Source organism: Xaviernesmea rhizosphaerae, assembly GCF_001938945.1.
Classification (GTDB): Bacteria; Pseudomonadota; Alphaproteobacteria; order Rhizobiales; family Rhizobiaceae; genus Xaviernesmea; species Xaviernesmea rhizosphaerae.
This window is the reverse complement of the sequence record NZ_MKIO01000019.1, coordinates 113933-138581: the sequence shown is the minus strand read 5'-3', so window position 1 is coordinate 138581 and position 24649 is coordinate 113933. Positions and strand designations below refer to the sequence as shown.

Sequence of the window (24649 nt, the reverse complement as noted above, 5' to 3'; positions counted from 1 at the left end):
AAGACTTATGAGCTTCACCGTTGCCATCGTTGGCCGGCCGAATGTCGGAAAATCCACGCTTTTCAATCGCTTGGTGGGCAAGAAGCTCGCGCTGGTGGATGACACGCCGGGCGTGACCCGCGACCGGCGCCCGGGCGAGGCCCGGCTGGTGGATCTGCGCTTCACCATCATCGACACCGCCGGGCTGGAGCAATCCGGCCCGGAGACGCTTCAGGGCCGCATGTGGGCCCAGACGGAAGCGGCGATCGACGAGGCGGATCTGACGCTGTTCGTGGTCGATGCCAAGAACGGGCTGACGCCCGCCGACGAGACGCTGGCGGAGATGCTGCGTCGGCGCGGCCGCCCCGTGGTGCTGGTGGCCAACAAGTCGGAAGCGCGGGGCTCGGATGCCGGCTTCTACGATTCCTTCACGCTGGGCCTTGGCGAACCGTGCCCGATCTCCGCCGAGCACGGCCAGGGCATGCTGGACCTGCGCGACGCCATCGTCGAGGCAATCGGCGAGGACCGCGCCTACCCGCAAGCCTCGGAAGAGGCCGAGACCGACATCGATCTACAGCCTTTGCCCGAGGGCGAGGAGGATGAGGCAGAGCCGGTCTATGACGAGACCAAGCCGCTGCGCGTCGCCATCATCGGCCGCCCCAATGCCGGCAAGTCGACGCTGATCAACCGGTTTCTCGGCGAGGACCGGCTGCTGACCGGCCCGGAGGCCGGCATCACCCGCGATTCCATCTCGGTGGAATGGGACTGGCGCGGCCGCACCATCAAGATGTTCGACACGGCCGGCATGCGCCGCAAGGCCAAGGTGCAGGAGAAGCTGGAAAAGCTTTCGGTCGCCGATAGCCTGCGCTCGATCCGCTTTGCCGAAAGCGTGGTCATCGTCTTCGATTCGACCATTCCCTTCGAGAAGCAGGACCTGCAACTGGTCGATCTCGTGCTGCGCGAGGGGCGCGCCGCCGTGCTCGCCTTCAACAAGTGGGATCTGGTCGACGAGCCGCAGGCCGTTCTGGCCGATCTGCGCGAGAAGACCGAGCGCCTCCTGCCGCAGGCGCGCGGCATCCGCGCCGTGCCGATCTCGGGTCAGACCGGCTATGGCCTCGACAAGCTGATGCAGTCGATCATCGACACCGACAAGGTCTGGAACCGGCGCATCTCCACCGCCCGGCTCAACCGCTGGCTGGAAAGCCAGCAGATCCAGCATCCGCCACCGGCCGTCTCCGGCCGCCGGCTGAAGCTGAAATACATGACCCAGGTCAAGGCCCGCCCGCCCGGCTTCATGATCTCCTGCACCCGGCCGGACTCGGTTCCGGAAAGCTATATGCGCTATCTCACCAACGGACTGCGCAACGATTTCGACATGCCGGGCGTGCCGATCCGCCTGCATCTGCGCGCGTCCGAGAACCCCTTCGAGAACCGGAAGAAGCAGCGATAGGCCAGCTGGCTCGTCGCCACCCTTGGTTCCCAGTCGTCTTGTCCTGTGGGACTAGGGGTGCTGCCGGGAATTCCCTACTTTGCTGGCAGCCGCCCAACCGCGTCTGCCTGCCGAAAGATGCCTCCGGAGCTGTTTCAGGGCACGGGGGTGGAGGGAAAGCCTCTGCCCGGTTTCACAGCGCACGACGCATCTGAATCGCTGGCCTTGTGAAGCGCCCCGAGCTTGACGACTGCGGGGTTTTGCCCGCTATAGCGGACCTGCTTGCGCCAACCAAACGGAAATCGTGCTAAACGTGCGGGCCCCATGAAGCGGTTGCGTCATGTGCTGTGCACGCTTGCCGGTCCGGTTCTTCAGTTCCAGTTCATCACCTGGCCAGCCTTGGCCAGCTGGCTCTTGAGCTGGACGATGTTGACATTGCTGACATTTCCGCCGGGCGCGAGTGCGGCGGCCGCGCCTGCCGCCTGGCCGAGAACCATATAGGTCGGCTCGACCCGCACGGAGGTATAGGCCACATGGCTGGTCGACAACGCGACCGGCACCAGGAGGTTGGTCACCTCGTTGCGCTTTGGCAGCATCGAGCGATAGGGGATCTGGTAGGGGCCGACGGAGATGCTCTGGCGAATATCCTCGCCGATGAAGCCATTCAGCACGGTGCGGATCATGCCATGCTGGTCCATCGGATAGTAGCCAAGGCCGATCGCATCGTTAAAGACGGTCTTTTTCTCCAGGTCGTTCTCGGTGAGCACATATTGGCCGAGAAGCCGGCGCGCCTGGCGGACATACATCTGATAGGGGAAATTGCCATTGTCGACGAATTCGTCGGCGCAATAGCCGTATTTGGCCGTAAAGGCTCTGACTTTGGCGGGAACGCGTGGATCGCTGACTGCAAACCACAGCAAGCCCTGAATATAGCTGCGAACCGACTGGCGGATCTGAACGCGCTGGACCTCCGTGCCCACGGCATAGCCGTAGCTGATATTCCAGACATTGGTGCTGAAATAGGGGTTCGAATTGACGTCGAGCTTCCCTTTGACCGTGTCCCCATCGCCGACGAAATAGCCAGGTCCGATGGGCGTTCCCTTCGCCTTCAACGCAGCGATAAACCGCGCGAGAGCTTCGTAACGCATCGGGTCATAATCGGCCGGTTGGGTAAAGGGCGTTATATTTCCGGGACTCTGGGTAACGCAGAGCCGGTAGTTGAAAGCCATCAGGCTCTTGTCGGCCGCGCCGATCGGCTGCTGCCCGATCGGCGAGATGCCCGGCAGCAGGCCGCTCTTCGGGTTTCCCGGGACGATATAGGGATCGATTTTCACATAGTCAGGATTGTTCTTGTCGCCGACATTGGGAAAGTTGAGCTTTTGCACGCCGGCGGCGTCTTCCCGATATTTAGCGCGCGACTCGCGCCCGACGACCGTGCTCGCGCCCGAAAGTTTCATCAGGTCGCCTTCGTAGCTCGCGTCGATGTAGGTGCTGCCGCAAAAGCTGCGCCCGGCAACGGTCGTCAGCGAGGCGATGGTCTTGCCGCTGCGCTTGACCGAGGTGATCAACTGCCCGCGCACCAGCTTGACGCCGTCTTCGCGCAGCATGGCCGCGAAGGTGCGCTCCGCCCATTTGGACTCGAAATAGACGCGCACCGTGTCGCCAAGCCCGTAGGCCGCACTGGCGCGATTGAAAAACTCCTTGACGATGCCGCCATAGACGCCGCGCCTCGGCGAGGCATCGGTCTTGTTGAGACCGCTCGTCATCATACCGCCAATATGCTGGGTCGGTTCAAGGAGCAGGACCTTCTTCTTCATCCGTGCGGCCTGGAGCGCTGCGGCGATGCCCCCCGGCGTTCCGCCATAGACGACGATATCAGCGCGGGTGCATGCGCCAGCGGCATCCTCAGCCTGCGGCGCAGGCCCGTCCACTGGCGTGATCAGCTGCTGCGCGGTGGCCGTCTGTGCGGCCAAAGGCGCTAGCGCCAGCGCCATGCCGCAGGCAAGGGCCGCGCATCCGCGCAGCCAGTCTTCGATCCGCATGATGTCTCAGCCCCTTTGCCCTTGTTGCGCCGCTGCCCGGCGGCTGCGCCAGCCTGTCAAATGCCCAAGGCCTCGCGCGGAATCAAGGCGCCAGGATGGCCGATCACGCTTGCCGCAATCTTGGCGGCGAAGGCGGCGGCTTCGTCCAGTGTGGCGCCTCCGGCGAGCCTGGCGAGAAAGGCGCCGTTGAAGCTGTCGCCCGCCGAGGTGGTGTCCACCACCTGCCCTACCGGCGTGGCCGGCACATGCCGGGGCAGATGGCCTGCCTCGGCCAGGGTAACGCCCGCTCCGCCATCCTTGACCACAATCGTCGCGACGCCCAGCGCCTGATAGCGCGCGATCGTGGCGGCAATGTCGGCATCGCCGAAATGGCTGGCCTCGTCGTAGAAGCTCGGCAGCAGCAGCGTGGCGGCGCGGGCGCCGGCGGTGATCGTCTCGCGCATGCGCGCGGCCTCATCCCACAGGCGCGGGCGGATGTTCGGGTCGAAGGCCACGATCTTGCCCATGGCCTTGGCGCGGCGCAGCTCGCTCAACAGCGTTTCGACATCCTCGGGCGGCAGGATCGCGAGCGTGATGCCGGAGAAGGCGAGGATATCCGCCGCCTCAATCGCCCGGCGCAGACGGTCCCCGTCCTGCGCCAGCAGCCGGGCGGCAGAGGCGTTGCGCCAATAGGAGAAGCTGCGCTCGCCCTTGTCGAGATGGATCATGTAAAGACCCGGCATACGCCCGTCGATGCGCGCGATCGCTTCCGTGCCGATGCCTTGCGCGGCGATGAAGGCGATCATCTCGTCGGAAAGCCGGTCGGTGCCGACCGCCGTGCAATAGCAAACCGCGAGCCTGTCGCCGCCGCACAGGCGCGCATAATAAGCCAGGTTGAACGTATCACCGGCGAAACCCTTGCGCAGAAGACCTTCGCCGGCCTGGCCGAGCTCCACCATGCATTCGCCGATCGACAGAAGACGCGTCATGACTGAAAACCTTTCCTCCCGCGTGCCGCACCGGCCCGCTCCCAGGCCTCTTCTGTCCGATTCGCTGAGGCGCGCGAAGGCGTGATCGGCTTGTTGACCGTCGCGCGGCCGCAAGCAGCCGTTTCCCAGAGCGGTCCGATCGCGTCGAGGCGACGGATTGCCGAGCGCCCAACCACAGGCTATTCGGGGCCTGAGACTGTGATTGCTGGCCTTCAGACGACAAGGAGACCGCATCGTGACGGGTAGCGACGAGGTGGTCATTCGCGAGGCGTCTAAGGAGGACGCATCGCTCTGGTGCCATTTACGGCTTGGCCTCTGGTCGGGAGACGGGCGCGATGCGCATGGCGAGGCGATCGCGCGTATGCTTGCCGACAGGGAGAAGGGCGCCGGCAGAACGGCCTTTCTCGCCTTTGTGGAGGGGGCGGCCTGCGCCTTCATCGAGCTGTCGCTCCGGCAGGATTATGTAAATGGTTGCGACACCTCGCCTGTTGCCTTCATCGAAGGCATATCTGTCGCCGAAGATTTTCGTCGGAGGGGCTTGGCAAAAGCCCTGATCGAGGCGGCGTGTGATTGGGCGCGATCACGGGGCTGCACCGAAATCGCCTCCGATGCCGCGCTGTCCAACCACACCAGCCATAGAATGCATCTCGCCTCGGGCTTCGAGGAGACCGAGCGTGTCGTTTACTTTCGCCGGTGGGTATAGGCCGGGTTCTCTGTCTCAGGGGGACTGCAGAGTCGTTGCGGTGAAAACGAGCCTGAAACGCTCTTTCTGTTTTCACGCAAGCTGGGGCTCTGATAATACCCTTCGCCGTCCCGACCTCATCCTTTCCAAGGCCTACCCGATCAGCGCGAAGCGGTCGACATCGACCATGCCCTTGTCGGAGATCTTCAGGTGCGGGATGACGGGCAATGGCAGGAAGGCCAGTTGCAGGAAGGGTTCGCGCAGTGTGGCGCCGAGCGCGAAGGCGGCCTGGCGCAGGCCCTTCAGCGTGTCGCGCACCTCCTCGAAAGGGGTCAGGCTCATCAGCCCGGCGATCGGCAGGGCGATTTCGGCCGTGACCTGGCCGTTCTCCACCACCACGAAGCCGCCGCCGATCTCGCCCAGGCGGTTTGCGGCCAGCGCCATATCGTCCTCGCTGACGCCGACCACGCAGATATTGTGGCTGTCATGGCCGACGGTGGAGGCGATGGCGCCGCGCTTCAGCCCGAAGCCCTGGACGAAGCCGTTGGCGTGGTTGCCGTTCTTGCCATGGCGCTCGATCACCGCCACCTTGATGATGTCGCGGTCGAGATCGACGCCGGTCTGGTTTCCGATGGCGGGCAGGTGGTAGCGGCGGTGCTCGGTGATGATCTTGCCCGGCAGCACGCCGATCACCGGCACCTCCTCCGTGCGCATCGGCACGGCGAAGGCGGCGGCCTGGATGCGCGCCGCCTTGACGCTGTCCAGCCCGACCGGCGCGACCGGGGGGCGCTTGGCGAACAGCGCCTCCTCGACGAGCCTGCCGCCGGCGAATACCGTCCGGGGCCGGCAGCTTTCCAGGCTGTCGATCACCACGAGGTCCGCCCGCCAGCCCGGGGCCACCAGGCCGCGATCCATCAGCCGGAAGGCGCGCGCGGCCGAGATGGAGGCGGCACGATACACGGCCAAGGGCTCGGCCCCGCAGGCGATCGCCTCGCGGATCATGTGGTCGAGATGGCCCTCCTCGGCAATGTCGAGCGGATTTCGGTCGTCGGTGCACAGCGCCAGGAAGGGCGAGAGCCGCTCGGTCAGAAGCGGCAGCAGCGCGTGCAGATCCTTGGAGACCGAGCCTTCGCGCACGAGGATGTGCATGCCCTTGCGGATCTTTTCCAGCGCTTCCTCCGCGCTGGTGCATTCGTGATCGGTGCGGATTCCGGCTGCGAGATAGGCGTTCAGCTCCAGCCCGCGCAGGAGCGGCGCGTGGCCGTCGATATGTCCGCCCTGGAAGGCATCGAGCTTGGCAAGGCAGACGGGATCCTTGTGGACCACGCCGGGGAAGTTCATGAATTCGGCGAGGCCGATCACCTTGGGATGGTGGCGGAAGGGCAGGAGCCGCTCGATCGGCAGATCGGCGCCCGAGGTTTCCAGATGCGCGGCGGCCGGCACGCAGGAGGAAAGCTGGACGCGGATGTCCATGATCGTCGCTTCGGCGGAATCGAGGAAATACTGGATCCCCTCCGTGCCCAGCACATTGGCGATCTCGTGCGGATCGCAGATCGCCGTGGTCACGCCATGCGGCAGCACGCAGCGGTCGAACTCGTGCGGGGTGACGAGCGAGCTTTCGATGTGCAGATGGGTGTCGATGAAACCGGGCACGACGATGTGGCCCGAAATGTCGATTTCCTGGATGCCCTCATAGCTGCCGCAGGTGCCGACGATCCTTTCGCCTGATATCGCGATGTCGGAGGCGACGAGTTCGCCGGTGACCAGATCGAAGAACTGTCCGCCCTTCAGCACGAGATCGGCGGGTTCGCGGCCGCATCCCTGGTCGATCAGGCGTTCGAGCATGGCTGTCATGAAGGATCTCCGTTCCGGCTGGCTTTGCCGCAAGTCTAGAGCATCACGCGGAAAAGTGGGAACCGGTTTTCGGCGAGAATCCGATGCAAAAACAGAAATCTAGAGCACCGAGCCCAACATTGTTTTGGGCCCGACGCTGCAGGGGATCGGCCTTCCGGAGTTCAATGCTGTGTGCAGGTCGGCAGAACGCCTATCCGCGCAATGTCCTGGATGGCAGCTCTCCGAAACGGTCTTTGTATAGTCGGGCGAATTCCCCGAGATGGATGAAGCCCCAGTCATTGGCGATCTGCGATACGGTGCCGGCGCCCTCCGTCGCCGTCAGCGCCTTGCGCACGCCTTGCAGGCGCTGCTCGCGCAGGAACTGGCTGGGCGGATAACCCCGGAACTGCTTGAACGCCAATGTCAGGCTTCGCAGGCTGGTGCCGGCCGCCTGGGCCACCTCGACCATGGAGGGGGTGTTTGCGGCATGGTCGCGCATGAACTCTTCCGCCAGGCGCACATGGCGCGGCGCCAGGCCATTGCGCGGGTTTTCAAGGTCGAATCCGGCGCGCGCGGCCCATTCGTTGAGAAGGTGAATGCAGATCGTCTGTTCGAGATGGCGGCCGGTCCGGTCGCGCGCCAGCCGGTCGGGCGCCTCGGCGATGCAGCGCGCCATATAGTCCATCAGGGCGAGCCAGCTGGAATTTTTCCCGCCGATCAGGGTCTTGCACTGCCACAGCGCATCATCGGGCACGAAGCCGAACCAATCGCGGCAGATCTCCTCCAGCACTCTGTGTGGAATGGTCAGATTGAGCTGGAGATGATCGGGATCGAAATCGACATGATAGTCGGTCCGGCTGCAATCCACGACGAAGCTTTCGCCGATGCCGGTATCGGCGGCCTGCGCCCCGTCTATCCTGTGCCGGGCATTGCCGCCGATCGTCGTCAGAACCACCGCATTGCCCGCATCCTGCGACCAGTCCTTGATGTCGACCGGGATGCCATAGCCGAAACGTGTGACGATGATGCGGCCGATCTGGGCGGAGTGCATCGTTGAATTCGGCTTGGCCGCCTTCCCCGTCGGAGCGACGTGATAGGGCATATAGACCTCGTTGGACCAAGCCCGGATCTCGTCCCAATCCTCTGACAGGACCTTGTGGTGCTGCTTGATGGGCCTGCCGGCTGCATCGTACAGCAGCGCATCTCTCAGCATTCGTCTCCTCCTACGAAGCGGCAACGGTAGGGAGGATAAGCGCGGAATGCTGCCAGCGATAGCTCGCACACGACGGTCGCTGCAAAATCCTTGCCTGTTTTAGATATTGGTTACCTGTTTGAGACAGAGCCCGGCGGAGCGGGGCAGTAGTGTCGCGATCCGACATGGCCGGGGAGGAGCCGGTTGGTCGCAATCGACAAGAGGGAGGTTCCGCATGTCGTACGAAGCGCTGAAATCCGCCGCCGATGCCTTGCTGGCACAATGCGTATCGGCAACGCCTGCCGTGCCCGGCGTGGTCGCCGTGGCGACCGATCGAAACGGCAACATCTATGAGGGCGCGGCAGGGCTGCGCAGCCTGGACGGCGAACAGGCGATGACCGCTGACAGCGTTTTTGCCATTTTTTCAACCACCAAAGCCATAACCGGCACGGCTTGCCTTCAGCTCGTCGAAGACGGGCTTCTCGACCTCGATGCGCCGGCTCGCGACTATGCGCCGGAGATCGGGGCGCTGCAGGTGATCGAGGGTTTCGATGAGCGCGGCGCACCGCGCCTGCGTCCGCCCAAGCGCGACGTCACGACACGCATGCTGCTCCTGCATACGGCCGGCTTCGGCTATGATTTTTTCAATGAGACCTATAATCGCCTTGCCGAGCATCATGGGCAGCCCAGCATCATCACCGCGTCGCATGCCTCGCTTCGCACGCCGCTTCTGTTCGATCCCGGCGATGCCTGGGAATATGGCTCCAATATCGACTGGGCGGGCCAGGTGGTGGAGGGCATCACCGGCAAGCGCCTGGGAACGGTGATGCAGGAGCGCATCTTCGCGCCGCTGGAGATGCACGACACCGCCTTCGTGATGACGGCTTCCATGGAGCAGCGCCTCGCCACGCTGCATCAGCGCAGCAAGGGTGGCCATCTGACGGCGGTGCCTGATTTTCGCCTGCCCGACGAGCCGGAGGTTCATATGGGCGGTCATGGGCTCTATTCGACGGCGCTGGACTACGCCAAGTTCATCCGGATGTGGCTCAATGACGGCCAGGGTCCCGGCGGTGCGGTTCTGAAGCCGGAGACCGTGCGCGCGGCCGAAAAGAACGGCCTTGGCGACATGAAGATCAAAGGTCTCCCCGGCGTCATTCCCAGCCTTTCCAACGATGCCGAATTCTTCCCCGGCATGCCGAAATCCTGGGGGCTGACCTTCATGATCAATGACGAGCTGGCGCCGACGGGCCGGCCCGCCGGGTCCCTGGCCTGGGCGGGTCTTGCCAATCTCTATTACTGGATCGACCGGCAAAACGGGATCGGCGGATACTGGGCAACGCAGATCTTCCCCTTCGCCGATCCTTCCTCAGTCGGCGGCTATCTCGATTTCGAGACGATTGTCTACCGCAACACCGTCCGCGCCGCGGAATAGTGCGCAGGAGCGAAAAATGAGAATCGGTTTTCAGAGGAATACGATGCAGAAACGAAAACCTGGCGCACCTGACCGAGCCCGGTTTTTCAGTCCGATGCTCTCAGTGGCGCTTGCGACCGAAGTCCCATGTTTGGATTGGGATGAAGGACCAGAACCCATGCCGACATATTGCTCCAGGGATAGGGAGATTTCAGAAGAAATTTAGCGGCAGGGCAATTTAACCGCGTTGGTTGGAGAGTGTCGGGCCGATGATTTGCGCCGGTTCGATGCTCTCATTTTTGTTTATATGGACGAGGAAGCCGTCTTGGTTTTCCGGTTCGATGGACCGCAGGGTTGCTTGTTGATGGACTTCGTCGAAAAGCCGGTGTCGCTGGTCGCTTGAAAGCATCGAACCGAAAGGTGGTTTCAGGTGTTCGGAAACATCCGATCCGGGACCAAGTCCCTCGAGCATGGGCCTGCATACGATCTTCAGCCCGATGCTCTGGTTCTTCAAATGTAGATCGCCGCCATTCGCCGCCAGGCGCCGGCGCGGTGGGCGCGCCCATCCCACAGGTGCAGCTGGTGCGCAATGCCCTTGCGCGACAGAAGCTGGCTGAAGTGCAGATTGTTCTCCAGAAAGGGATCTTCGTTGCCGATCGTCAGCACGATGTCGCGCTGGCGCAGGAGATCGAGCTGCCAGCCTTCCAGGTTGGGCAGGAAATGCGGTGGCGTGTGGAAATAGATTTCCTCGTCGTAATAGCCTGAGAACAGATTGGAGAAGTGCTCCACCTCGATCGTCAGGTCATAGCGGCCGGAAAAGGCGGCGAGCTTGCGGAAGTGCTGCGGGTGGCGGAAGAACAGACTGGCGGCCTGGAAGGCGCCGAGGCTGCAGCCATGGGCGATCACGCAGTCATGCGGATTGAGCGTGGCCATCAGCGGCAGCACTTCGTTGATCAGATAGGCCTCGAAGGCGGCGTGGCGGCGGATGCGCTCGGCCGGGTGGCGCTGCAGGTCGTAGAAGCTTTCGCGTGCCAGGCTGTCGACGCAATAGAGCTGGAGCTGACCAGCTTCCACCTTGTCGGCCAGCGCGCGCACGATGCCGAGATCCTCATATTCGTAGAAGCGGCCGTCGCGGGTGGGAATCATCAGCACCTTGGCCCCCGCATGGCCGAAAACCAGAAGCTCCATCTCGCGGTGAAGGCTGGGGCTGTACCAACGTCGATAATCCCTGTTCATGATGCCCTGAAATGGTCCCTGACCCTGTCCCTCAGGGCCTTATGCTGCGCTGCGTTATCAGGATAGTCGAAATGGCCGGCGTCAAGGATGAAGATTTGATTATAATCGTTTTTAGGCAGGGCATTGGCGACTGAGAACTGGCAGGCGGGAGCGACGGCCGGGTCGAACAGGGCGACGGCGGCGATCATGGGCACGCGGATGCGCGTGGCGGCGATTGCGGCATCGTACATGCGCAGCGTCTCCACCACCTCGGGATGGCGCCGGGCATAGAGCTGGACCGAGCGGGCGCTGCCGATGCAGGGCAGTTTCAGCCAGAGCGGCCGGTTGCCAAAGGTCGGCACTTCCAGCATGCCGCGGTCGATGCGCGAATCGAAGGGAATGCCGAGCGCGCCGAGCCCGCCGCCGAAGCTGATGCCGCTATAGCCCACCTTGTCATGCACCTGCGGAAACAGGGCGATGAGTGCGGAGACGGCCAGCCACAGATCTTCCACGCAGCCGCCGATGATGTAGCGCTTCGGCTTGTCGATATCGTGCAGGACATGCCACGCGGAGTTCGGCGAAATCGGCGGGGAGGCGCTGCGCGACAGCCCGCGAAAGCAGGGGAAGAGAATGGCCGTGTTTTCGACCGGCACGTCGAATTCCGGCGCCTCGCGCCCGCCATAGCCATGGCCGATGACCATGCCGCGCGTCACGACGCCGTGGCGCGGCACGAGCAGCCAGCCGTGGATCGTGATGTTGTCGGTCGAGCTGTAGGCGATGTCATGCACCGTCCAGTCGGGATGGCTCTCCTGCGAGGGCTTGAGCACCGGGCGCGGATCGAGCGTCAAGGCCTTGGCATAGCGCGCGCTCCAGGCGGCGTCGAAGCCCGGCGGCGCTTCCGGCGGTCGGATGGCCTTCAGCGCTTCGGGCGAATAGCCATGGGTCGGATCGAAATCGAAAGTGTGGTGCAACTGGGTCATGCGCGCTTGTTCCGCGAAAGGGGCGGGGAAGGCAAGAGGTCTCGGTGTCCTGCCGGCGCGCCTGTCCCTCCTCGGCCACGCCCGTTCGCTGCCCAGCATAAAGCGGGGAGATGAAGGAAGAGCACCGCGGCGCGAGCGCGGTGCCGAGCGTTGAGAGGGAATTTGTTCGGATCATTCGCGCGGTCAAAAACCGCTTGACGCTGCCGGTCTTTCGTCGCAAGCCCCGGGCCGGCTCTTCAGCCGGTTTTCAAGGAACACCCCATCATGGACCCCGACAGTCGACGGTCGATCCCGATCCTTCCTGTCCGGTAGCGGCCCGGCTGCTCCGGCGGACACCAACGGTTCCAAAGGAGCACGACGATGCTGCGCATGTATGTTCGCGAGGCGGAACGCCTGACGCTGAGCCCGCTCGACCCCGCCGCTCCGGCCCAGCATGCAGGCGAGGAGGCGGCCGCTCCGGCGGCGCAGACCGCCGTTCTCTGGTATGATCTGATCAATCCCGCCTTGCAGGAGGTCAGACATGTGGAGCGCGACCTCGGCATCACCGTGCCGACGCGCGACGAGATGGAGGAGATCGAGCTTTCGGCCCGACTCTACCAGGAGGACGGGGCGGAATTCATGACCGTCACCGCGCTCAGCAAGCTCGACGGCGACGTGCCGATGAAGACGCCGGTGACCTTCATTCTCAAGGGCGCCACGCTGGTCACCGTGCGGTATGCCGATCCGAAGCCCTTCGCGCTGTTTGCCGCCCGCGCGCTGCGCGCCAATGGCCACAGCTATGCGGCAGGCGAGGAGGTGATGCTCGGCATTCTCGAAAGCGTCGTCGACCGGATGGCGGATGTTCTGGAGCGCATCGGCAACGAGATCGACATGATCTCGCACGAGGTGTTCCGCTCGAAGACCGGCTCCTCCACCAAGAAGACCAAGAATCTGCAACTCCTGATCGAACAGCTCGGCCAGAAGGGTGATTTCCTCTCCAGCGTGCGCGAAAGCCTGGTCTCGATCTCGCGCATGGTCGCCTATCATGCGGCGGTGGAAACCTCCGGGCGTAAGGTGGCCAAGGAGGTGCGGCAGATGGTCAAGCTCCTGCAGCGCGACACGGTCTCGCTGGGCGATCACGCCACCTTCCTCTCGGGCAAGATCAATTTCCTGCTGGATGCCACGCTCGGCCTGATCAATCTCGAGCAGAACCAGATCATCAAGATCTTCACCGTCGCCTCGGTCGTCTTCCTGCCGCCGACGATGATCGCCTCGATCTACGGCATGAACTTTCAGATGATGCCGGAGCTGAACTGGTCGTTCGGCTACCCTTGGGCGATCATGGTGATGCTCTTGTCGGCCGTTGGCCCGTTCTATTATTTCAAGCGGCGCGGCTGGCTATAGCCAGAGCATGCAGCGTAAGCGTGCGAAGCGGCTTCGCGCGACACGCTTCGGCGAGCCGCGCTCACGCGACCGATGATCCAGACACAAAAACACCCGGATTCGGCGGCCGAATCCGGGTGTTTTTCTCATCGATACTTGAAGCCGATCAGCGCGGGGCTTTCTTCGGTGCCGGCAGAAGGCCTTCGCGCTGAGCCTTCTTGCGGGCTAGCTTGCGGACGCGGCGAACCGCCTCGGCCTTCTCGCGCACCCGGCGCTCGGACGGCTTTTCGTAGAAGCTGCGCGCCTTCATCTCACGGAAGATGCCCTCGCGCTGCATGCGGCGCTTCAGGACGCGCAGCGCCTGGTCGACATTGTTGTCTCGAACAAGAACCTGCAAGATCTCTCCTTCCGCAGCCTGAGGCTGCCATGGTTTTGACGGGGGGTGGACAGGGATCGTGGCGTTCGATGCCGGAGCGTCCGGCCGATCCTCGCGATCGATCGACCCTCCGGATTTCTGTTTGTCATCCGACTTCGGCGCAAAGCGCACACTGGTGTTCGGCCGGATGGTGAAGCAGCACGGCCTAACCTGCGTAAAAAGCGCGCGTGTCAGGCCGAAGCGATCCTGCGCCCATGGGTCGGTTCTCCATGGGGCAATGCCTACGATCGTGCCGGAAACAGGTGACGCAAAGGCAAACCGGCATGCAAGCATGGTGTAAAAGGAAAGGCCGGGTCGAGCCCGGCCAGTCCGTGGCATCCTGGACGACGGCGTGCAAGGCACGCAGTTTCATCCTCTCGTCTTGATCCGGATCCTTCGACCCGGAGCGGCGCGAAGGCCTGGGGGAAGACGGATCAGGCTGCCTGCAGGTTCTCGGCGGCGCTGCGGCCGGAGCGCTTGTCGCGCACGATTTCAAAATTGACCTTCTGGCCGTCGCTCAACGTGCCCAGGCCGGAACGCTCGACAGCGGAAATGTGGACGAAAATGTCCGCGCCGCCATTGTCCGGAGCGATGAAGCCGAAGCCCTTGGTGCTGTTGAACCACTTAACGGTGCCACTGTTCATGATAACGATTCCTTTCAACCGTTGATGGGGCCGGCCAAGAGAGCCGGCTTAAAATCGACAATGAGAGGAAATCAGACAGGGCCCGGGGGCAACAGACGAAGACGCTAGCAAAGTTCGATCCCGCAAAGATAGGCGCTCTGTCAGGCCATTGCAAGGCAGGCGGGCGAAAAGCCCGGAAGCACGGCTCCGCCACGACAGATCCGTGTGCCTTGCATCGTTAACGACATTCTCTGGATTGTCGCATGGCCGCTACATCCGTGCGGCTTGCTGTGCCATATAGGTTTGGCTTGTGGCGGTATGATCTGCCGATACAGTGGCCCCGAGGTCTCGCCCAGCCATGGCCGCGATGACAGGGAATGACGATCCGAAGAGGGACCCTACGCCGTGCTCAAGCGTCCGATCCTTGCCGCGCTGCTTCTCGCAGGTGCTGCCGGCACCGCCAAGACCGCAGGGCCTGCGCCTGTGCTCGACATATCCTTCCAGAACGGTCAGCCTGTTCCCCAGGTCTGGGGTTCGGAGGGACTCAACCCCAAGACCACCGCGCAGGCGATCTGCGTCGACGTGCCCGCCGGCGGCTCGCCCTGGGATCGGATGATCGGCATCAACGGCCTCCAGCTGCGCGGCGGACAGACCTACCGGCTCTCGATCGGGCTGGAGAGCAGCACAGCGGTGACGGTGCCCGTGCTGGTTCAGGTGGATGCGCCGCCCTATCAGGCCCATGGCCGGCTCGATGCCCATGTGGAGGCCAATAAGCCGGGCAGTTTCTCGACAAACTTCGTCGCGCAGGACAGCCGGCCGACGCAGTTCGTGCTGCATCTCGGCGGCGCGGCGGCCGATTACAGCCTCTGCCTGACACAGGCGAGCATCGTTTCCGTGGTTCCGAAAAGCGGGCGCAAGGTCGTGTCGACGGTTGTCGTCAATCAGAGCGGTTATGGCCGGGGCGCGCCCAAGCGTGCCACCTTCATCGGCGGGGACGAGACCCCGGTCGATTTCAGCCTGATCGATGCCGCGGGCAAGACGCTGCTGACGGCCAGGAGCAAGCCGCTCGGCTATGATGCGAGCGCCGGTGCGCCGGTGCATGTGCTTGATTTTTCTTCGGTCGAGAACACGGGCCAGGATTTCCGCCTGAAGGTGGGCACCACCGAGAGCGATCCGTTTCCCATGGGACAGGACGTCTTTGCCGCCCTGCGCATCGATGCGCTTTCCTGGTTCTATCCGCAGCGCAGCGGCATCGCCATCAATGGGCGCATCGCCGGCGCCGGCTATGCCCGGGCCGCCGGCCATATCGGCGTTGCCCCCAATCGGGGCGATACCGATGTGGCCTGCCTCAAGGGCAAGGTGGCGCAGACGCTCTATCCCGGCTGGTCCTGCAGCTATCGGCTGGATGTTTCCGGTGGGTGGTATGATGCCGGCGACCAGGGCAAATATGCCGTGACCGGGGCGATCTCCGCCGCCCAGCTGATGGCCGCCTTCGAGCGCGGGGCGCATTTTGCCGGCGGCAGCTCGCCGGTCTTCAGCGACAGCCTCTCGCGCAGTCCCGAGAACGGCAATGGCGTGCCCGACCTCTTGGACGAGGCCCGCTGGGAGCTGGAATTCCTGCTGAAGATGATGGTGCCCGACGGGCAGCCTCTGGCCGGCATGGTCCATCACAAGGTGCATGACACCCGCTGGACCGCAGTGCCGATGCTGCCGGCGGCGGATCCGATGGAGCGGGCGCTGCACCGGCCCTCGACGGCTGCCACACTTGCCGTGGCCGCCGCCGCGGCGCAAGGCGCGCGCCTGTTCGGCGCCTATGATGCCGCCTTCGCCGCGCGCCTGTCTCAGGCCGCGCAGAAGGCCTGGAAGGCGGCCGGCGCCAATCCCGTGCTCTACGCCCCCGTTTCCGACGGCCAGCAGGGCGGCGGCGATTATGATGACGACGATATCGAGGACGAAACCTACTGGGCCGCCGCCGAGCTTTATCTGACGACGGGCACGCCGGCGTTTCTCGACCGTCTCAAGCGCTCGCCCCACTGGAATGACGATGTGTTCTTCCGAAGCAATACCGCCTTCGACTGGCGCAGCACCGCCGGGCTCGGCCGGGTCCAGCTCGCGCTTTTCGGCAAGAACCTTCCGGCCGCAGACCAGGCCCAGGTGCAGGCCTCGGTGGTCGCTGCGGCCGATCGTTTCCTGGCGCTGCAGGCCGAAGAGGGCTTCGGCCAGATCTATCGTCCCGGCGACGGCAAATATGACTGGGGCTCCAATCAGATGATGCTCCAGAACATGGTGGTGGTGGCCGCCGCCTATGACGTGACCGGGCGGCAGAGCTATCGTGACGCCGCGCGCGAAGGCATGGACTATCTGCTCGGCCGCAATGCCATGAACCTTTCCTATATCACCGGCTATGGCACGCGCTTTTCACGCAACCAGCACAGCCGCTGGTATGCCAATCAGGTCGATCCGTCCCTGCCGCATCCGCCGGCCGGCACGCTGGCGGGCGGCCCGAACTCCACCCTGGTCGACGAGCTGGCGCGGGCGAAGCTCAAGAATTGCGCGCCGCAGCTCTGTTATCTCGATGACATCAATGCCTGGGGTTCGAACGAAATGGCGATCAACTGGAATGCGCCGCTGGTCTATATGGCCTCCTTCCTCGCCGATGCGCGCTGATCGGAGCCTTTGATGACCGGGATCGCCCTGATCGGCTGCGGCTTCGTCGCCGACTACTACGCGCTGACGCTGAAGAATCATCCCGAGCTGCGTCTTTGCGGCGTGTTCGACATCCTGCCGGAGCGGCAGGCCGCCTTCGCGCGGTTCTGGTCCGCCCGCGCCTATGACAGTCTGGAGGCGCTGCTCGCCGATCCCTCTGTCGAGATCGTCGTCAATCTGACGCCGCCCGAAACCCATGCCGAGATCAATCGCGCGGCGCTTCAGGCCGGCAAGCATGTCTATTGCGAGAAGCCGCTGGCCATGACGATGGACGATGCGCAGGCGGTGGTGGAACTGGCCGAGACGAGGGGTCTGGTGATTGCGGGGGCGCCAGCCAATGCGCTGTCGTCGGCGCGCGCCCATTGCGCCGCGCTGATCCGCAGCGGGGCGATCGGTGCGCCGCGCCTGGCCTATGCCGAGATGGAGGACGGGCCGGTTTTCCGCGGCAACTGGCGCAGCTGGAAGAGCCGCTCCGGCGCGCCCTGGCCCGGCGTTCACGAATTTTCCATCGGCTGCACGCTGGAACATGCCGGCTATGCCGCGAGCTGGCTGGTGTCGCTGTTCGGCGCGGTGGATCGCGTCACCGCCTTTTCCGCCCTGGCGTTTCCGAACAAGGGGCCGGGCACGGAGGGCCTGTCACTCGGCCATGATTTTTCCGTCGGCTGCATGGCCTTTCGCTCCGGCCTTTCGGCACGGCTGACCAGCGGTCTCGGCGCCCCGCGCGACCGCTCGCTGACCGTGGTCGGCGAGGAGGGCATTCTCGTGGTGCGCGATCTCTGGGACGAGTTTTCCGCCGTGCAGCTGGAGCCCTTCGGCCGCCGTCCCTTCTGGCCGCGTCTGGTGGACCGACTGGAGCATGAGCTGCAGCGCAAGCTCGGCTTCCGCCTCACGGCCGGGCGGACCATGCCCTATGCACGCCGCAAGCTGGCCTTGCCGGCCTATCCCTCCCGCATCGATTTCGCCCGCGGCGTTGCCGTGCAGGCCGCCGCCATCAGAGAGGGGCGGACGCCGTTCTTCTCCGGTCGCACGGCGCTGCATCTGACCGATATCGCCCTGTCTCTGCACAATGGGCTGAACGATCACGCGCCGCTGCCGCCGGCGCAGACCGCGCTTGTGGGCGACCAAGGGTAAATCCTTTTCGCAGCCATGAGAGCATGCGCATCAGCCTGACGTGACCCGTCACGGCCCGGCAGTTGCTGAGGCCTCCACGCCGTGCTCTGTCAGCGAAAGCGTTCGGGCGGCTGTGCCCTGATCCGGTCGAGCAGCGACAGGGCTTCGACACTGCGTTCGAGCGGCATGATCCCCGATCGTGTCTCGCCCGCGAGAATCGCCTGGCTCGCCGCGTCGATTTCAAAAGACAAGCCATTTCCGACATAGCGATGGTCGAGCCGGGTGAGGCCCGGCACGATCGGCAGGGCCGTCAGCTTGCACAGGATGCGGCCCGCAAGCCCATTGCCCTCGGCGCCGAGCTCACGCGTCAGTCCGGCGTATCGAGAGAGAAAAAGCCGTGGCGCGGCGATGAAGGGCTGGTCGATGATCAGCGCCCCGGTCTCGCCTTCGATCACATAGCGGTTGGTGTCCGTCCGGTCGAAACCGCAGGCAAGCTCCGCCTCGAAGCCGTCATAGGCGAGCCCCATCTGCGCGCAGAGATCGACACCTGTCGCTGCCGCCTGCCAGCGGCTCGTCATTGCCTTTGGCGTGCCGAAAAGATTGAGCGTCAGGGCGATGAGGTAGATGCCGAGGTCGAGCAGAGCGCCGCCGCCCAGCGTAGGCGAAAAGAAGCGGCTGTGTGGATCTTCTGGCTTGAAATAGGCCAGCTGCCCCCGCACGGCCTTGACGCGGCCGATCGTGCCCTGGCGCAAATGCGCGCGCAGAGCGGCAAGCGCGGGCAAAAACAGGGTCCAGAGCGCCTCCATGGCGAAGAGACCCGTTTGCCGCGCTCTGTCGAGAACGGCCTGCGCTTCGGCGGCGGAGACGGCCAGCGGCTTTTCCACCAACACCGGCTTGCCCGCCGACAGGGCGCGCAGCGTCTGCTCGGCATGCTGGCTGCTGGGCGTGGCGATATAGACGGCATCGACCGCCTCTTCTGCCAGAAGCGCGTCGAGATCCGGCAGGCAGGCCAGCCCACCGAACCGCTCGGCATAGAGCCTTGCCCGGTCCTCGCGCCGGCTCGTGATTGCGGTAACGACGGCATGCCGGGTCTGTGCGATGTCCTGGGCAAAGGCGATGCCGATCTCGCCCGCACCGATGACCCCCCAGCGGACCTGCTCTTTGCCAAGACCCATGGTTTCCCTTGTGCTCCCTGCGCGTGCTGCCGGCCTGCTTTGCCCAAGCTCCCGGGCCAGGCCGCAGCAATACGAGGAAAACCCTATAGCGGCTTAAGATGAGCTTCTCCTTAATCGCGACCGGCCGGTGCAACTGGCCTGCCTATGGGGCTCCTGCATCCGGCCCGTGCATGGTCCGTCCGACGCGCCTTATCCAATTCACGCAAAGGCTGGGATGGCGCTCTTATGGACGGTGTCCACGGCGCAAGATGCAAATGCCGGCCAGAGCCACTCTGACATGCGAACACGGCCCGGGTTACAGAAGCGGGGCAGGGTCTGAATGGGATGGGAGAAGAAAGGGCAGGGGGACGGTTGCGCACCGCCGAAGTCTGCTAGAGCATCGGACTGAAAATCGCACGCAGTTCGCTGCTCTAGGCTTTTGTTTCCGCATCGGATTTATCCGAAAACCGGCTCCCACTTTTCGGACCGATGCTCTAGCGCCAGCGCATGCGTTGACGCCGGCAGACGCCCGGGAAGGGCAAACGGACGAGGATCGTGAAAATCATCGCGGGCCTACAGCGGGCTATGCGCGAATCAAGACGTACAAAGTCGCTGCAACGTTTCAGATCACCTGCATGAAGCGATCCCTAAATCGGTCACGATCCAAGGATCATGCAGTCGTTTGCGGCATCCGAAGCCCTCTCGCCCCGGCGCCATCCCTCCCGGCGTCTTTCCTGCACGGCTGGCAGTTGCACATCGCTGAACAGAGACGGCGGGCATCCGCTCTGCAGGTCTGGCAACGCCCGAAACGACCGTCAGGCCGTCCGCTTCTTCATGTCTTCAGCCCTGCTCTCCGGCTTGTTCTCCTGGCCGTATATCTCGGTCAGCGTCCTGAGAACTTTCATCACGGCCTGCGACGAGCTGGAGTAATAGATCGTCTGCGCATCACGCCGCGTGCTGACCAGATTCTGCGCGCGAAGCTTGGAGAGATGCTGGGACAGAGCAGACTGGCTCAGTCCGACCTGGTTGGCGAGGGCACCAACGGCGATCTCTTCCTTTACCAGATAGTTCAGGATCATCAGCCGTTTTGGATTGGCCATGGCTGACAGGAACTCGGCAGCTACTTCTGCCTCGTCAAGATCATTGGGATTCGTCGCTGGCATATTTCGAACTCCATGCGCTGGCGCATTTGCAATACAAGGTTAGCCCAGACGATCATTAGCGCGTTCGCATGAAAGGACAACCATGTACTGCGAGATTTAGGGGTGTTTTTAACGATTTAAACCCGAGTTGGGCGTGACAAAGCCCAGGAAGTTCTGCGGAAAGCGGTCATAACACTGCGCGGTCAGGATCAGGGGTCAAGCTGAACCTTGCGTGAGGCTTTCGCAAACGTGTTTTAGGCTCTGTCGATCGTCAGTAACGGTTCACGACGGCGATAGTTCCGTGTCTCTTTAAAAAGAATCGGACATAAAGATCGCTGCGGTCCCTCACTATCTCAAACTCAGAGCTAAGGTGATAGCTGAATTTTAGGATTCGCTTTGTTGAACGCTAGGTTTCGTTCAAAACTGCGTGAGCTGTGAGCATAGCGGTGCTGCCGAACCCCGCCACGAGATGCCCTTTGATCGGCATCAGCCGGATGAAGAGAAAATCCTGAAAATCGATATAGAGCGCGGATTTCGGGTGGCGGTCGAGAAAGTATTGCCGCAGCCGGTCCCGCTCCGGTGCATCGCGCGCCACCGGCGCTGCCATCGCCTGGAGGGTCAGGCGCGGATGGGCGAGGGGATCGCCCTTTCCGGTTTCGGTGACCAGAAGCGAGCAGCGCCCATCACGGATGAGCGCTCTCGTATGATGCGAGAGGGCGGAGACGAACAGGAACGGCGTGCCGTCCCTGTCCGTGGCCACCAGAACACGGCTGACGAAGGGATGGCCGCTGTCGTCGAGGACGGCGAGCGCGGCATCCGGCGCATCGGCAAGCAGGCGGCGCGCCAGAGCGATATCCTCGGCCCGGGCGGCGGGAGAACCGTCCGCCCCCGCAGGTGGCGTCGGGTTCTTCTCGTTCATGCGCGCGCCTGTCGATGCCGGGTGAGGCCTTCGATCACGTTGCGCGATTCGATCGTGCCGATGATGCTGCCGTTTTCCACCACGCCGATTGTGCCCGGCTGGCGCGCCAGCGCGTCGAGAATGTCGATCAGCGGCGTCTCGGGCGCGGCCGTGGCGGTCACGCCCTGCGACTGCGGCGTGGTCACGATGCCGGCCGCCATGACGTCGCGTGCCGACAGCATGGTGATCGGGTTCATATGCTGCACGAAATCGGCGACATATTGATTGGCCGGATTCTTGACGATCTCCTGCGGCGTGCCGCACTGGATGATGTGTCCGCCTTCCATGATGGCAATGCGGTTGCCGATGCGAAAGGCCTCGTCGAGATCATGGCTGACGAAGAGAATGGTCTTCTTTAGCCGGCGCTGGAATTCGAGAAGCTCATCCTGAAGGCGGGTGCGGATCAGCGGATCGAGCGCGGAGAAGGGTTCGTCCATCAGCAGGATCGGCGCGCCGGTGGCGAAGGCGCGGGCGAGGCCCACGCGCTGTTGCATGCCGCCGGAGAGTTCCTGCACCTTGCGGTCGGCCCATTTCGTCAGATTGACGAGATCCAACTGCTCGCCCACCCGCTTGCGCCGTTCGCCATCCGGCACGCCGGCCAGTTCCAGCCCGAAGCCGACATTGTCCGCCACCGTGCGCCATGGCAGCAGCGCGAATTGCTGGAACACCATGGACACCGTGTGCATGCGGAAATCGCGCAGGGCCTTGGCGGAGGCGCGATAGGGATCGATCGCCGTTCCCTTGGCCGTGCGCACGCTGACATTGCCGCGCACGACCGGCGCCAGCCCGTTGACGGCGCGCAAAAGCGTGGATTTGCCCGAGCCCGACAGGCCCATCAGCACGAGAATCTCGCCCTCGTGCACGGTGAGCGAGGCGCCGGCGACGCCCAGCACCAGTCCGGTGGCGGCGCTCACCTCGTCGCGGGTCTTGCCCTGATCGACCATGGCCAGAGCACGCTCGGGCCGCTCGCCGAAGACGATGTCGACATTGCCGAAAATCACTGCATCGTTCATCACGCGTCTCCCGCGTCGGAGGATCTGAACAGCCGGTCGAGAATGATGGCCAGGATGACGATGCACAGGCCGGCCTCGAAGCCTTTGGCGACGTTCACCGTATTCAGCGCGCGCAGCACCGGCACGCCGAGACCGTCAGCCCCTACCAGGGCGGCGATGACCACCATCGACAGCGAGAGCATGATCGTCTGCGTCAGGCCGGCCATGATCTGCGGCATGGCGAAGGGCAGCTCGATCTTGCGCAGCACCTGGCCCTGGGTGGCGCCGAAGGAGACGGCGGCTTCCACCAGTGACGGCGGCGTGGAAATGATGCCCAACCGCGTCAGCCGGATCGGCGCGGGAATGGCGAAGATGACGGTGGCGATCAGGCCCGGCACCATGCCGAGCCCGAAGAGGATCAGGGCCGGGATCAGATAGACGAAGGTCGGGATCGTCTGCATGAGATCGAGCACCGGCCTCAGGAAGGCATAGAACCAGGCGCGGCGGGCGGCGGCAATGCCCAGCGGAATGCCGACGGCCATGGAGACGGCGCTGGCGGCGAGCACCAGCGCGAGCGTCTGTGTGGTTTCCTTCCAGTAGCCCTGGTTGATGATCAACAGCAGGCCGAACAGCGTGAACAGCGTGATGCCGACCGAGCGGCGCAGCCACCAGGACAGGCCCGTGACGGCCGCCACCACGATCAGCGGATGCGGCGTCTGCAGCACGAACAGCAGCGCATTGACGACGGCCAGCAGCAGATTGGAGAGCTGCTGAAAGAACAGCTCGAAATTGGTCGTCAGCCAATCGACGAACGCCTTGGCGGCGAGGCCGATCGGGACACGATGTTCCGTTAGAAAATCCACCGGCTTAAAGTCCATCTTTGTTGAAACTTTGGGTTGCAATTGATAGGCGCGCCGTCGATGGCGATGCCTGCCTGCGCCACGCGCGACCGTGATGTTCTGGCGCCTCCGGCTGACAAGCGAGAGCACCGGACTGAACCTCATAGGTAGACGCTGCTCTGGTTCTCTGTTCCTGCATCGGCTTATCCCGGAACGGGCCCCGCTTTCCGGTCCGATGCGTGCAGGCCGAATGGCCAGGACGGGCCGGATGGCATCTGCGGAGCGAAGCGCGGACCCAGAAAAGATGACGCTATGGCCGGTTGGCCATAGCACAGCCTGCCCGTCCTCTGGGCGGGTTTCGCCGTCTTTAATGTCAACAAACCCCGCGTACAGATGCTGCGGCGCAGGATGCTATCAGCTCGCTTCAAGCCCTGGTGCCCTGCCTCGGTCGATGGACCGAGACAGGCACCTGGGGCTGTTTTGCCCGGATGCGCGCGCATTGCGAGGCATGGACGGCTTCGAAAGAGGCCCGCCATCCCGGGTTTGCCTGCGCAAGGCGGCCTTAAAGGCCCAGTTCGCCCTTGACGGCCTTCATCGCGTCCCCGCCATCCTTGGTGGTCACGCCGACCAGCCAGGGCTCGACAGCTTTCGGATTGGCCTTCAGCCACTCCTTGGCGGCCTTGGCCGGTTCTTCGCTGTCGTTGAGGATCTTGCCCATGATCTGGTTTTCCATCCCCAGCGTGAACTTGAGGTTGGTCAGGAGCTTGCCGATATTCGGGCACTCGGTGACGTAGCCGGCACGGGTGTTCGTATAGACGGTGGCGCCGCCGAAATTCGGGCCGAAGGTGGCATCGCCGCCGGTCAGATAGGTCATCTTGAAGGTGGTGTTCATCGGGTGCGGTTCCCAGCCGAGGAAGACCACCGGCTTGCCGGCCTTGTCCGCGCGGGCGACCTGGGCCAGCATGCCCTGTTCGGAGCTTTCGACAAGCTCCATGCCGCCCATGCCCATTTCCTTCTTGTCGATCAGCGACATGACGAGGCGGTTGCCGTCATTGCCCGGCTCGATGCCATAGATCTTGCCGTCAAGCGCGTCCTTGTGCTTGCCGATGTCGGAAAAGTCCTTGATGCCGAGGGCGGCGCCCTTGGCATTGGTGGCGAGCGTATACTTCGCGCCTTCCAGATTGACGCCGAGCGAATCGACCGTCTTCTCCTTGAGGTAGGGGGTGACGTCCTTTTCCTGCGCCGGCATCCAGTTGCCGAGGAAGACGTCGATGTCCTTGTTCTTCATCGACTGATAGGTGACCGGAACCGAGAGCACCTTGATGTCGGCCTTGTAGCCGAGTGCCTCGACGATGGCGGCCACGGTGGCGGTCGTCGCCGTAATGTCCGTCCATCCGACATCGGAGAAACGGACGGTGCCACAGTTCTTCGGCTCGGCGGCCAAGGCCGGCGCGGCGCAGGCGGCGGCAAGCGAGAGGGCCAGGGCCCGGATCACGGTCTGTCTGCTAAGGATGCGCATGCTATTCCCCTTCTCATCTCTGGTTAGCCAATCATCAATTCTTCGCCAACTCAAGCGTGCTGATGTTGATGAGCAGTTTAGGGGGTCAGGTTTCCCAT

The 24649-nt window shown here is 63.6% G+C and carries 21 protein-coding genes; 6 read left to right on the top strand and 15 right to left on the bottom strand.

Annotation, left to right across the window (positions count from 1 at the left end; genetic code table 11):
- The first annotated feature begins 7 nt into the window (after nucleotides 1-7).
- Entirely contained in the window at nucleotides 8-1429 is a 1422-nt protein-coding gene (gene der, locus BJF92_RS02875; protein ID WP_075633268.1) for a ribosome biogenesis GTPase Der, read from the top strand.
- 350 nt (nucleotides 1430-1779) lie between these two features.
- Here der and BJF92_RS02870 read toward each other — a convergent pair whose 3' ends face one another.
- Both BJF92_RS02870 and BJF92_RS02865 read right to left on the bottom strand, forming a co-directional pair.
- A complete protein-coding gene (locus BJF92_RS02870) occupies nucleotides 1780-3450 on the bottom strand; it encodes an FAD-dependent oxidoreductase (RefSeq protein WP_075633267.1) in 1671 nt (556 codons plus the stop codon).
- A gap of 56 nt (nucleotides 3451-3506) precedes the next feature.
- Nucleotides 3507-4418, bottom strand: coding sequence for a sugar kinase (locus tag BJF92_RS02865; protein ID WP_075633266.1), 912 nt, complete (start codon nucleotides 4416-4418; stop codon nucleotides 3507-3509).
- A gap of 235 nt (nucleotides 4419-4653) precedes the next feature.
- On the opposite strand from BJF92_RS02865, the gene aac(6') reads away from it, so the two are divergent.
- On the top strand, nucleotides 4654-5121 hold the full coding sequence (gene aac(6') / locus BJF92_RS02860) for an aminoglycoside 6'-N-acetyltransferase (protein ID WP_245294647.1): 468 nt from the start codon (nucleotides 4654-4656) through the stop codon (nucleotides 5119-5121).
- Between the two features lie 132 nt (nucleotides 5122-5253).
- On the opposite strand, the gene ade is transcribed toward aac(6'), so the two are convergent.
- Nucleotides 5254-6954, bottom strand: a complete 1701-nt coding sequence (gene ade / locus BJF92_RS02855) for an adenine deaminase (protein WP_075633265.1) — start codon at nucleotides 6952-6954, stop codon at nucleotides 5254-5256.
- Nucleotides 6955-7144: 190 nt separating this feature from the next.
- Nucleotides 7145-8146: an AraC family transcriptional regulator gene (locus tag BJF92_RS02850; protein WP_075633264.1), complete on the bottom strand. Its 1002-nt coding sequence runs from the start codon at nucleotides 8144-8146 to the stop codon at nucleotides 7145-7147.
- Between the two features lie 214 nt (nucleotides 8147-8360).
- Between BJF92_RS02850 and acmB the strand changes: the two genes are divergently transcribed.
- Entirely contained in the window at nucleotides 8361-9557 is a 1197-nt protein-coding gene (gene acmB, locus BJF92_RS02845; RefSeq protein ID WP_075633263.1) for a methyl acetate hydrolase AcmB, read from the top strand.
- Between the two features lie 217 nt (nucleotides 9558-9774).
- On the opposite strand, the gene BJF92_RS24905 is transcribed toward acmB, so the two are convergent.
- From BJF92_RS24905 to BJF92_RS02835, 3 genes are read right to left on the bottom strand one after another with little or no spacing between them, the layout of a single operon-like run.
- Nucleotides 9775-10050: a hypothetical protein gene (locus BJF92_RS24905; RefSeq protein ID WP_143523866.1), complete on the bottom strand. Its 276-nt coding sequence runs from the start codon at nucleotides 10048-10050 to the stop codon at nucleotides 9775-9777.
- On the bottom strand, nucleotides 10047-10772 hold the full coding sequence (locus BJF92_RS02840; RefSeq protein WP_075633262.1) for an esterase family protein: 726 nt from the start codon (nucleotides 10770-10772) through the stop codon (nucleotides 10047-10049). Before BJF92_RS02840 ends, BJF92_RS24905 begins: the two co-directional genes overlap by 4 nt.
- Nucleotides 10769-11731 (bottom strand): acetylxylan esterase, encoded by a 963-nt coding sequence (locus BJF92_RS02835; protein WP_075633261.1) that lies wholly within the window; start codon nucleotides 11729-11731, stop codon nucleotides 10769-10771. Before BJF92_RS02835 ends, BJF92_RS02840 begins: the two co-directional genes overlap by 4 nt.
- Nucleotides 11732-12091: 360 nt before the next feature.
- Between BJF92_RS02835 and corA the strand changes: the two genes are divergently transcribed.
- Nucleotides 12092-13114 (top strand): magnesium/cobalt transporter CorA, encoded by a 1023-nt coding sequence (gene corA, locus BJF92_RS02830; protein WP_075633260.1) that lies wholly within the window; start codon nucleotides 12092-12094, stop codon nucleotides 13112-13114.
- Between the two features lie 145 nt (nucleotides 13115-13259).
- Here corA and rpsU read toward each other — a convergent pair whose 3' ends face one another.
- Together rpsU and BJF92_RS02820 are read right to left on the bottom strand one after the other, a co-directional pair.
- Nucleotides 13260-13490 carry a 30S ribosomal protein S21 gene (gene rpsU / locus BJF92_RS02825; RefSeq protein ID WP_075633259.1) on the bottom strand — a complete coding sequence of 77 codons (231 nt, stop codon included), beginning with the start codon at nucleotides 13488-13490 and terminating at the stop codon, nucleotides 13260-13262.
- Nucleotides 13491-13942: 452 nt separating this feature from the next.
- Nucleotides 13943-14152: a cold-shock protein gene (locus BJF92_RS02820; protein ID WP_075633258.1), complete on the bottom strand. Its 210-nt coding sequence runs from the start codon at nucleotides 14150-14152 to the stop codon at nucleotides 13943-13945.
- A gap of 384 nt (nucleotides 14153-14536) precedes the next feature.
- On the opposite strand from BJF92_RS02820, the gene BJF92_RS02815 reads away from it, so the two are divergent.
- The gene (locus tag BJF92_RS02815; protein WP_075633257.1) at nucleotides 14537-16798 is read left to right on the top strand and encodes a glycoside hydrolase family 9 protein; all 2262 of its coding nucleotides are present in this window, start codon (nucleotides 14537-14539) and stop codon (nucleotides 16796-16798) included.
- A gap of 12 nt (nucleotides 16799-16810) precedes the next feature.
- The gene (locus tag BJF92_RS02810; RefSeq protein ID WP_075633256.1) at nucleotides 16811-17968 is read left to right on the top strand and encodes a Gfo/Idh/MocA family protein; all 1158 of its coding nucleotides are present in this window, start codon (nucleotides 16811-16813) and stop codon (nucleotides 17966-17968) included.
- 89 nt (nucleotides 17969-18057) lie between these two features.
- On the opposite strand, the gene BJF92_RS02805 is transcribed toward BJF92_RS02810, so the two are convergent.
- From BJF92_RS02805 to choX, 6 genes are all read right to left on the bottom strand, one after another.
- A complete protein-coding gene (locus BJF92_RS02805) occupies nucleotides 18058-19122 on the bottom strand; it encodes a Gfo/Idh/MocA family protein (RefSeq protein WP_075633255.1) in 1065 nt (354 codons plus the stop codon).
- Between the two features lie 794 nt (nucleotides 19123-19916).
- The gene (locus BJF92_RS02800) at nucleotides 19917-20264 is read right to left on the bottom strand and encodes an ArsR/SmtB family transcription factor (protein WP_075633254.1); all 348 of its coding nucleotides are present in this window, start codon (nucleotides 20262-20264) and stop codon (nucleotides 19917-19919) included.
- 385 nt (nucleotides 20265-20649) lie between these two features.
- Nucleotides 20650-21162: a HugZ family pyridoxamine 5'-phosphate oxidase gene (locus tag BJF92_RS02795; RefSeq protein ID WP_075633253.1), complete on the bottom strand. Its 513-nt coding sequence runs from the start codon at nucleotides 21160-21162 to the stop codon at nucleotides 20650-20652.
- Complete coding sequence (choV, locus tag BJF92_RS02790; RefSeq protein ID WP_075633252.1) at nucleotides 21159-22214, bottom strand: choline ABC transporter ATP-binding protein; 1056 nt, start codon at nucleotides 22212-22214, stop codon at nucleotides 21159-21161. Before choV ends, BJF92_RS02795 begins: the two co-directional genes overlap by 4 nt.
- A complete protein-coding gene (choW, locus tag BJF92_RS02785) occupies nucleotides 22214-23056 on the bottom strand; it encodes a choline ABC transporter permease subunit (protein ID WP_075633251.1) in 843 nt (280 codons plus the stop codon). The genes choV and choW overlap by 1 nt, the downstream gene beginning before the upstream one ends.
- Nucleotides 23057-23594: 538 nt before the next feature.
- Nucleotides 23595-24551, bottom strand: a complete 957-nt coding sequence (choX, locus tag BJF92_RS02780; RefSeq protein ID WP_075633250.1) for a choline ABC transporter substrate-binding protein — start codon at nucleotides 24549-24551, stop codon at nucleotides 23595-23597.
- Between the last annotated feature and the right edge of the window lie 98 nt (nucleotides 24552-24649).

Excerpts from the sequence above, each read along its gene's own strand:
- acmB (WP_075633263.1), top strand. The coding sequence starts at position 8,361 with ATGTCGTACGAAGCGCTGAAATCCGCCGCCGATGCCTTGCTGGCACAA.
- BJF92_RS02850 (WP_075633264.1), bottom strand. The coding sequence starts at position 8,146 with ATGCTGAGAGATGCGCTGCTGTACGATGCAGCCGGCAGGCCCATCAAG.
- BJF92_RS02805 (WP_075633255.1), bottom strand. The coding sequence starts at position 19,122 with ATGGGTCTTGGCAAAGAGCAGGTCCGCTGGGGGGTCATCGGTGCGGGC.
- corA (WP_075633260.1), top strand. The coding sequence starts at position 12,092 with ATGCTGCGCATGTATGTTCGCGAGGCGGAACGCCTGACGCTGAGCCCG.
- BJF92_RS02820 (WP_075633258.1), bottom strand. The coding sequence starts at position 14,152 with ATGAACAGTGGCACCGTTAAGTGGTTCAACAGCACCAAGGGCTTCGGC.
- BJF92_RS02810 (WP_075633256.1), top strand. The coding sequence starts at position 16,811 with ATGACCGGGATCGCCCTGATCGGCTGCGGCTTCGTCGCCGACTACTAC.
- BJF92_RS02795 (WP_075633253.1), bottom strand. The coding sequence starts at position 21,162 with ATGAACGAGAAGAACCCGACGCCACCTGCGGGGGCGGACGGTTCTCCC.
- BJF92_RS02835 (WP_075633261.1), bottom strand. The coding sequence starts at position 11,731 with ATGACCCAGTTGCACCACACTTTCGATTTCGATCCGACCCATGGCTAT.
- choV (WP_075633252.1), bottom strand. The coding sequence starts at position 22,214 with ATGAACGATGCAGTGATTTTCGGCAATGTCGACATCGTCTTCGGCGAG.
- der (WP_075633268.1), top strand. The coding sequence starts at position 8 with ATGAGCTTCACCGTTGCCATCGTTGGCCGGCCGAATGTCGGAAAATCC.
- BJF92_RS02840 (WP_075633262.1), bottom strand. The coding sequence starts at position 10,772 with ATGAACAGGGATTATCGACGTTGGTACAGCCCCAGCCTTCACCGCGAG.
- BJF92_RS02865 (WP_075633266.1), bottom strand. The coding sequence starts at position 4,418 with ATGACGCGTCTTCTGTCGATCGGCGAATGCATGGTGGAGCTCGGCCAG.
- BJF92_RS02800 (WP_075633254.1), bottom strand. The coding sequence starts at position 20,264 with ATGCCAGCGACGAATCCCAATGATCTTGACGAGGCAGAAGTAGCTGCC.
- ade (WP_075633265.1), bottom strand. The coding sequence starts at position 6,954 with ATGACAGCCATGCTCGAACGCCTGATCGACCAGGGATGCGGCCGCGAA.
- choX (WP_075633250.1), bottom strand. The coding sequence starts at position 24,551 with ATGCGCATCCTTAGCAGACAGACCGTGATCCGGGCCCTGGCCCTCTCG.
- BJF92_RS02870 (WP_075633267.1), bottom strand. The coding sequence starts at position 3,450 with ATGCGGATCGAAGACTGGCTGCGCGGATGCGCGGCCCTTGCCTGCGGC.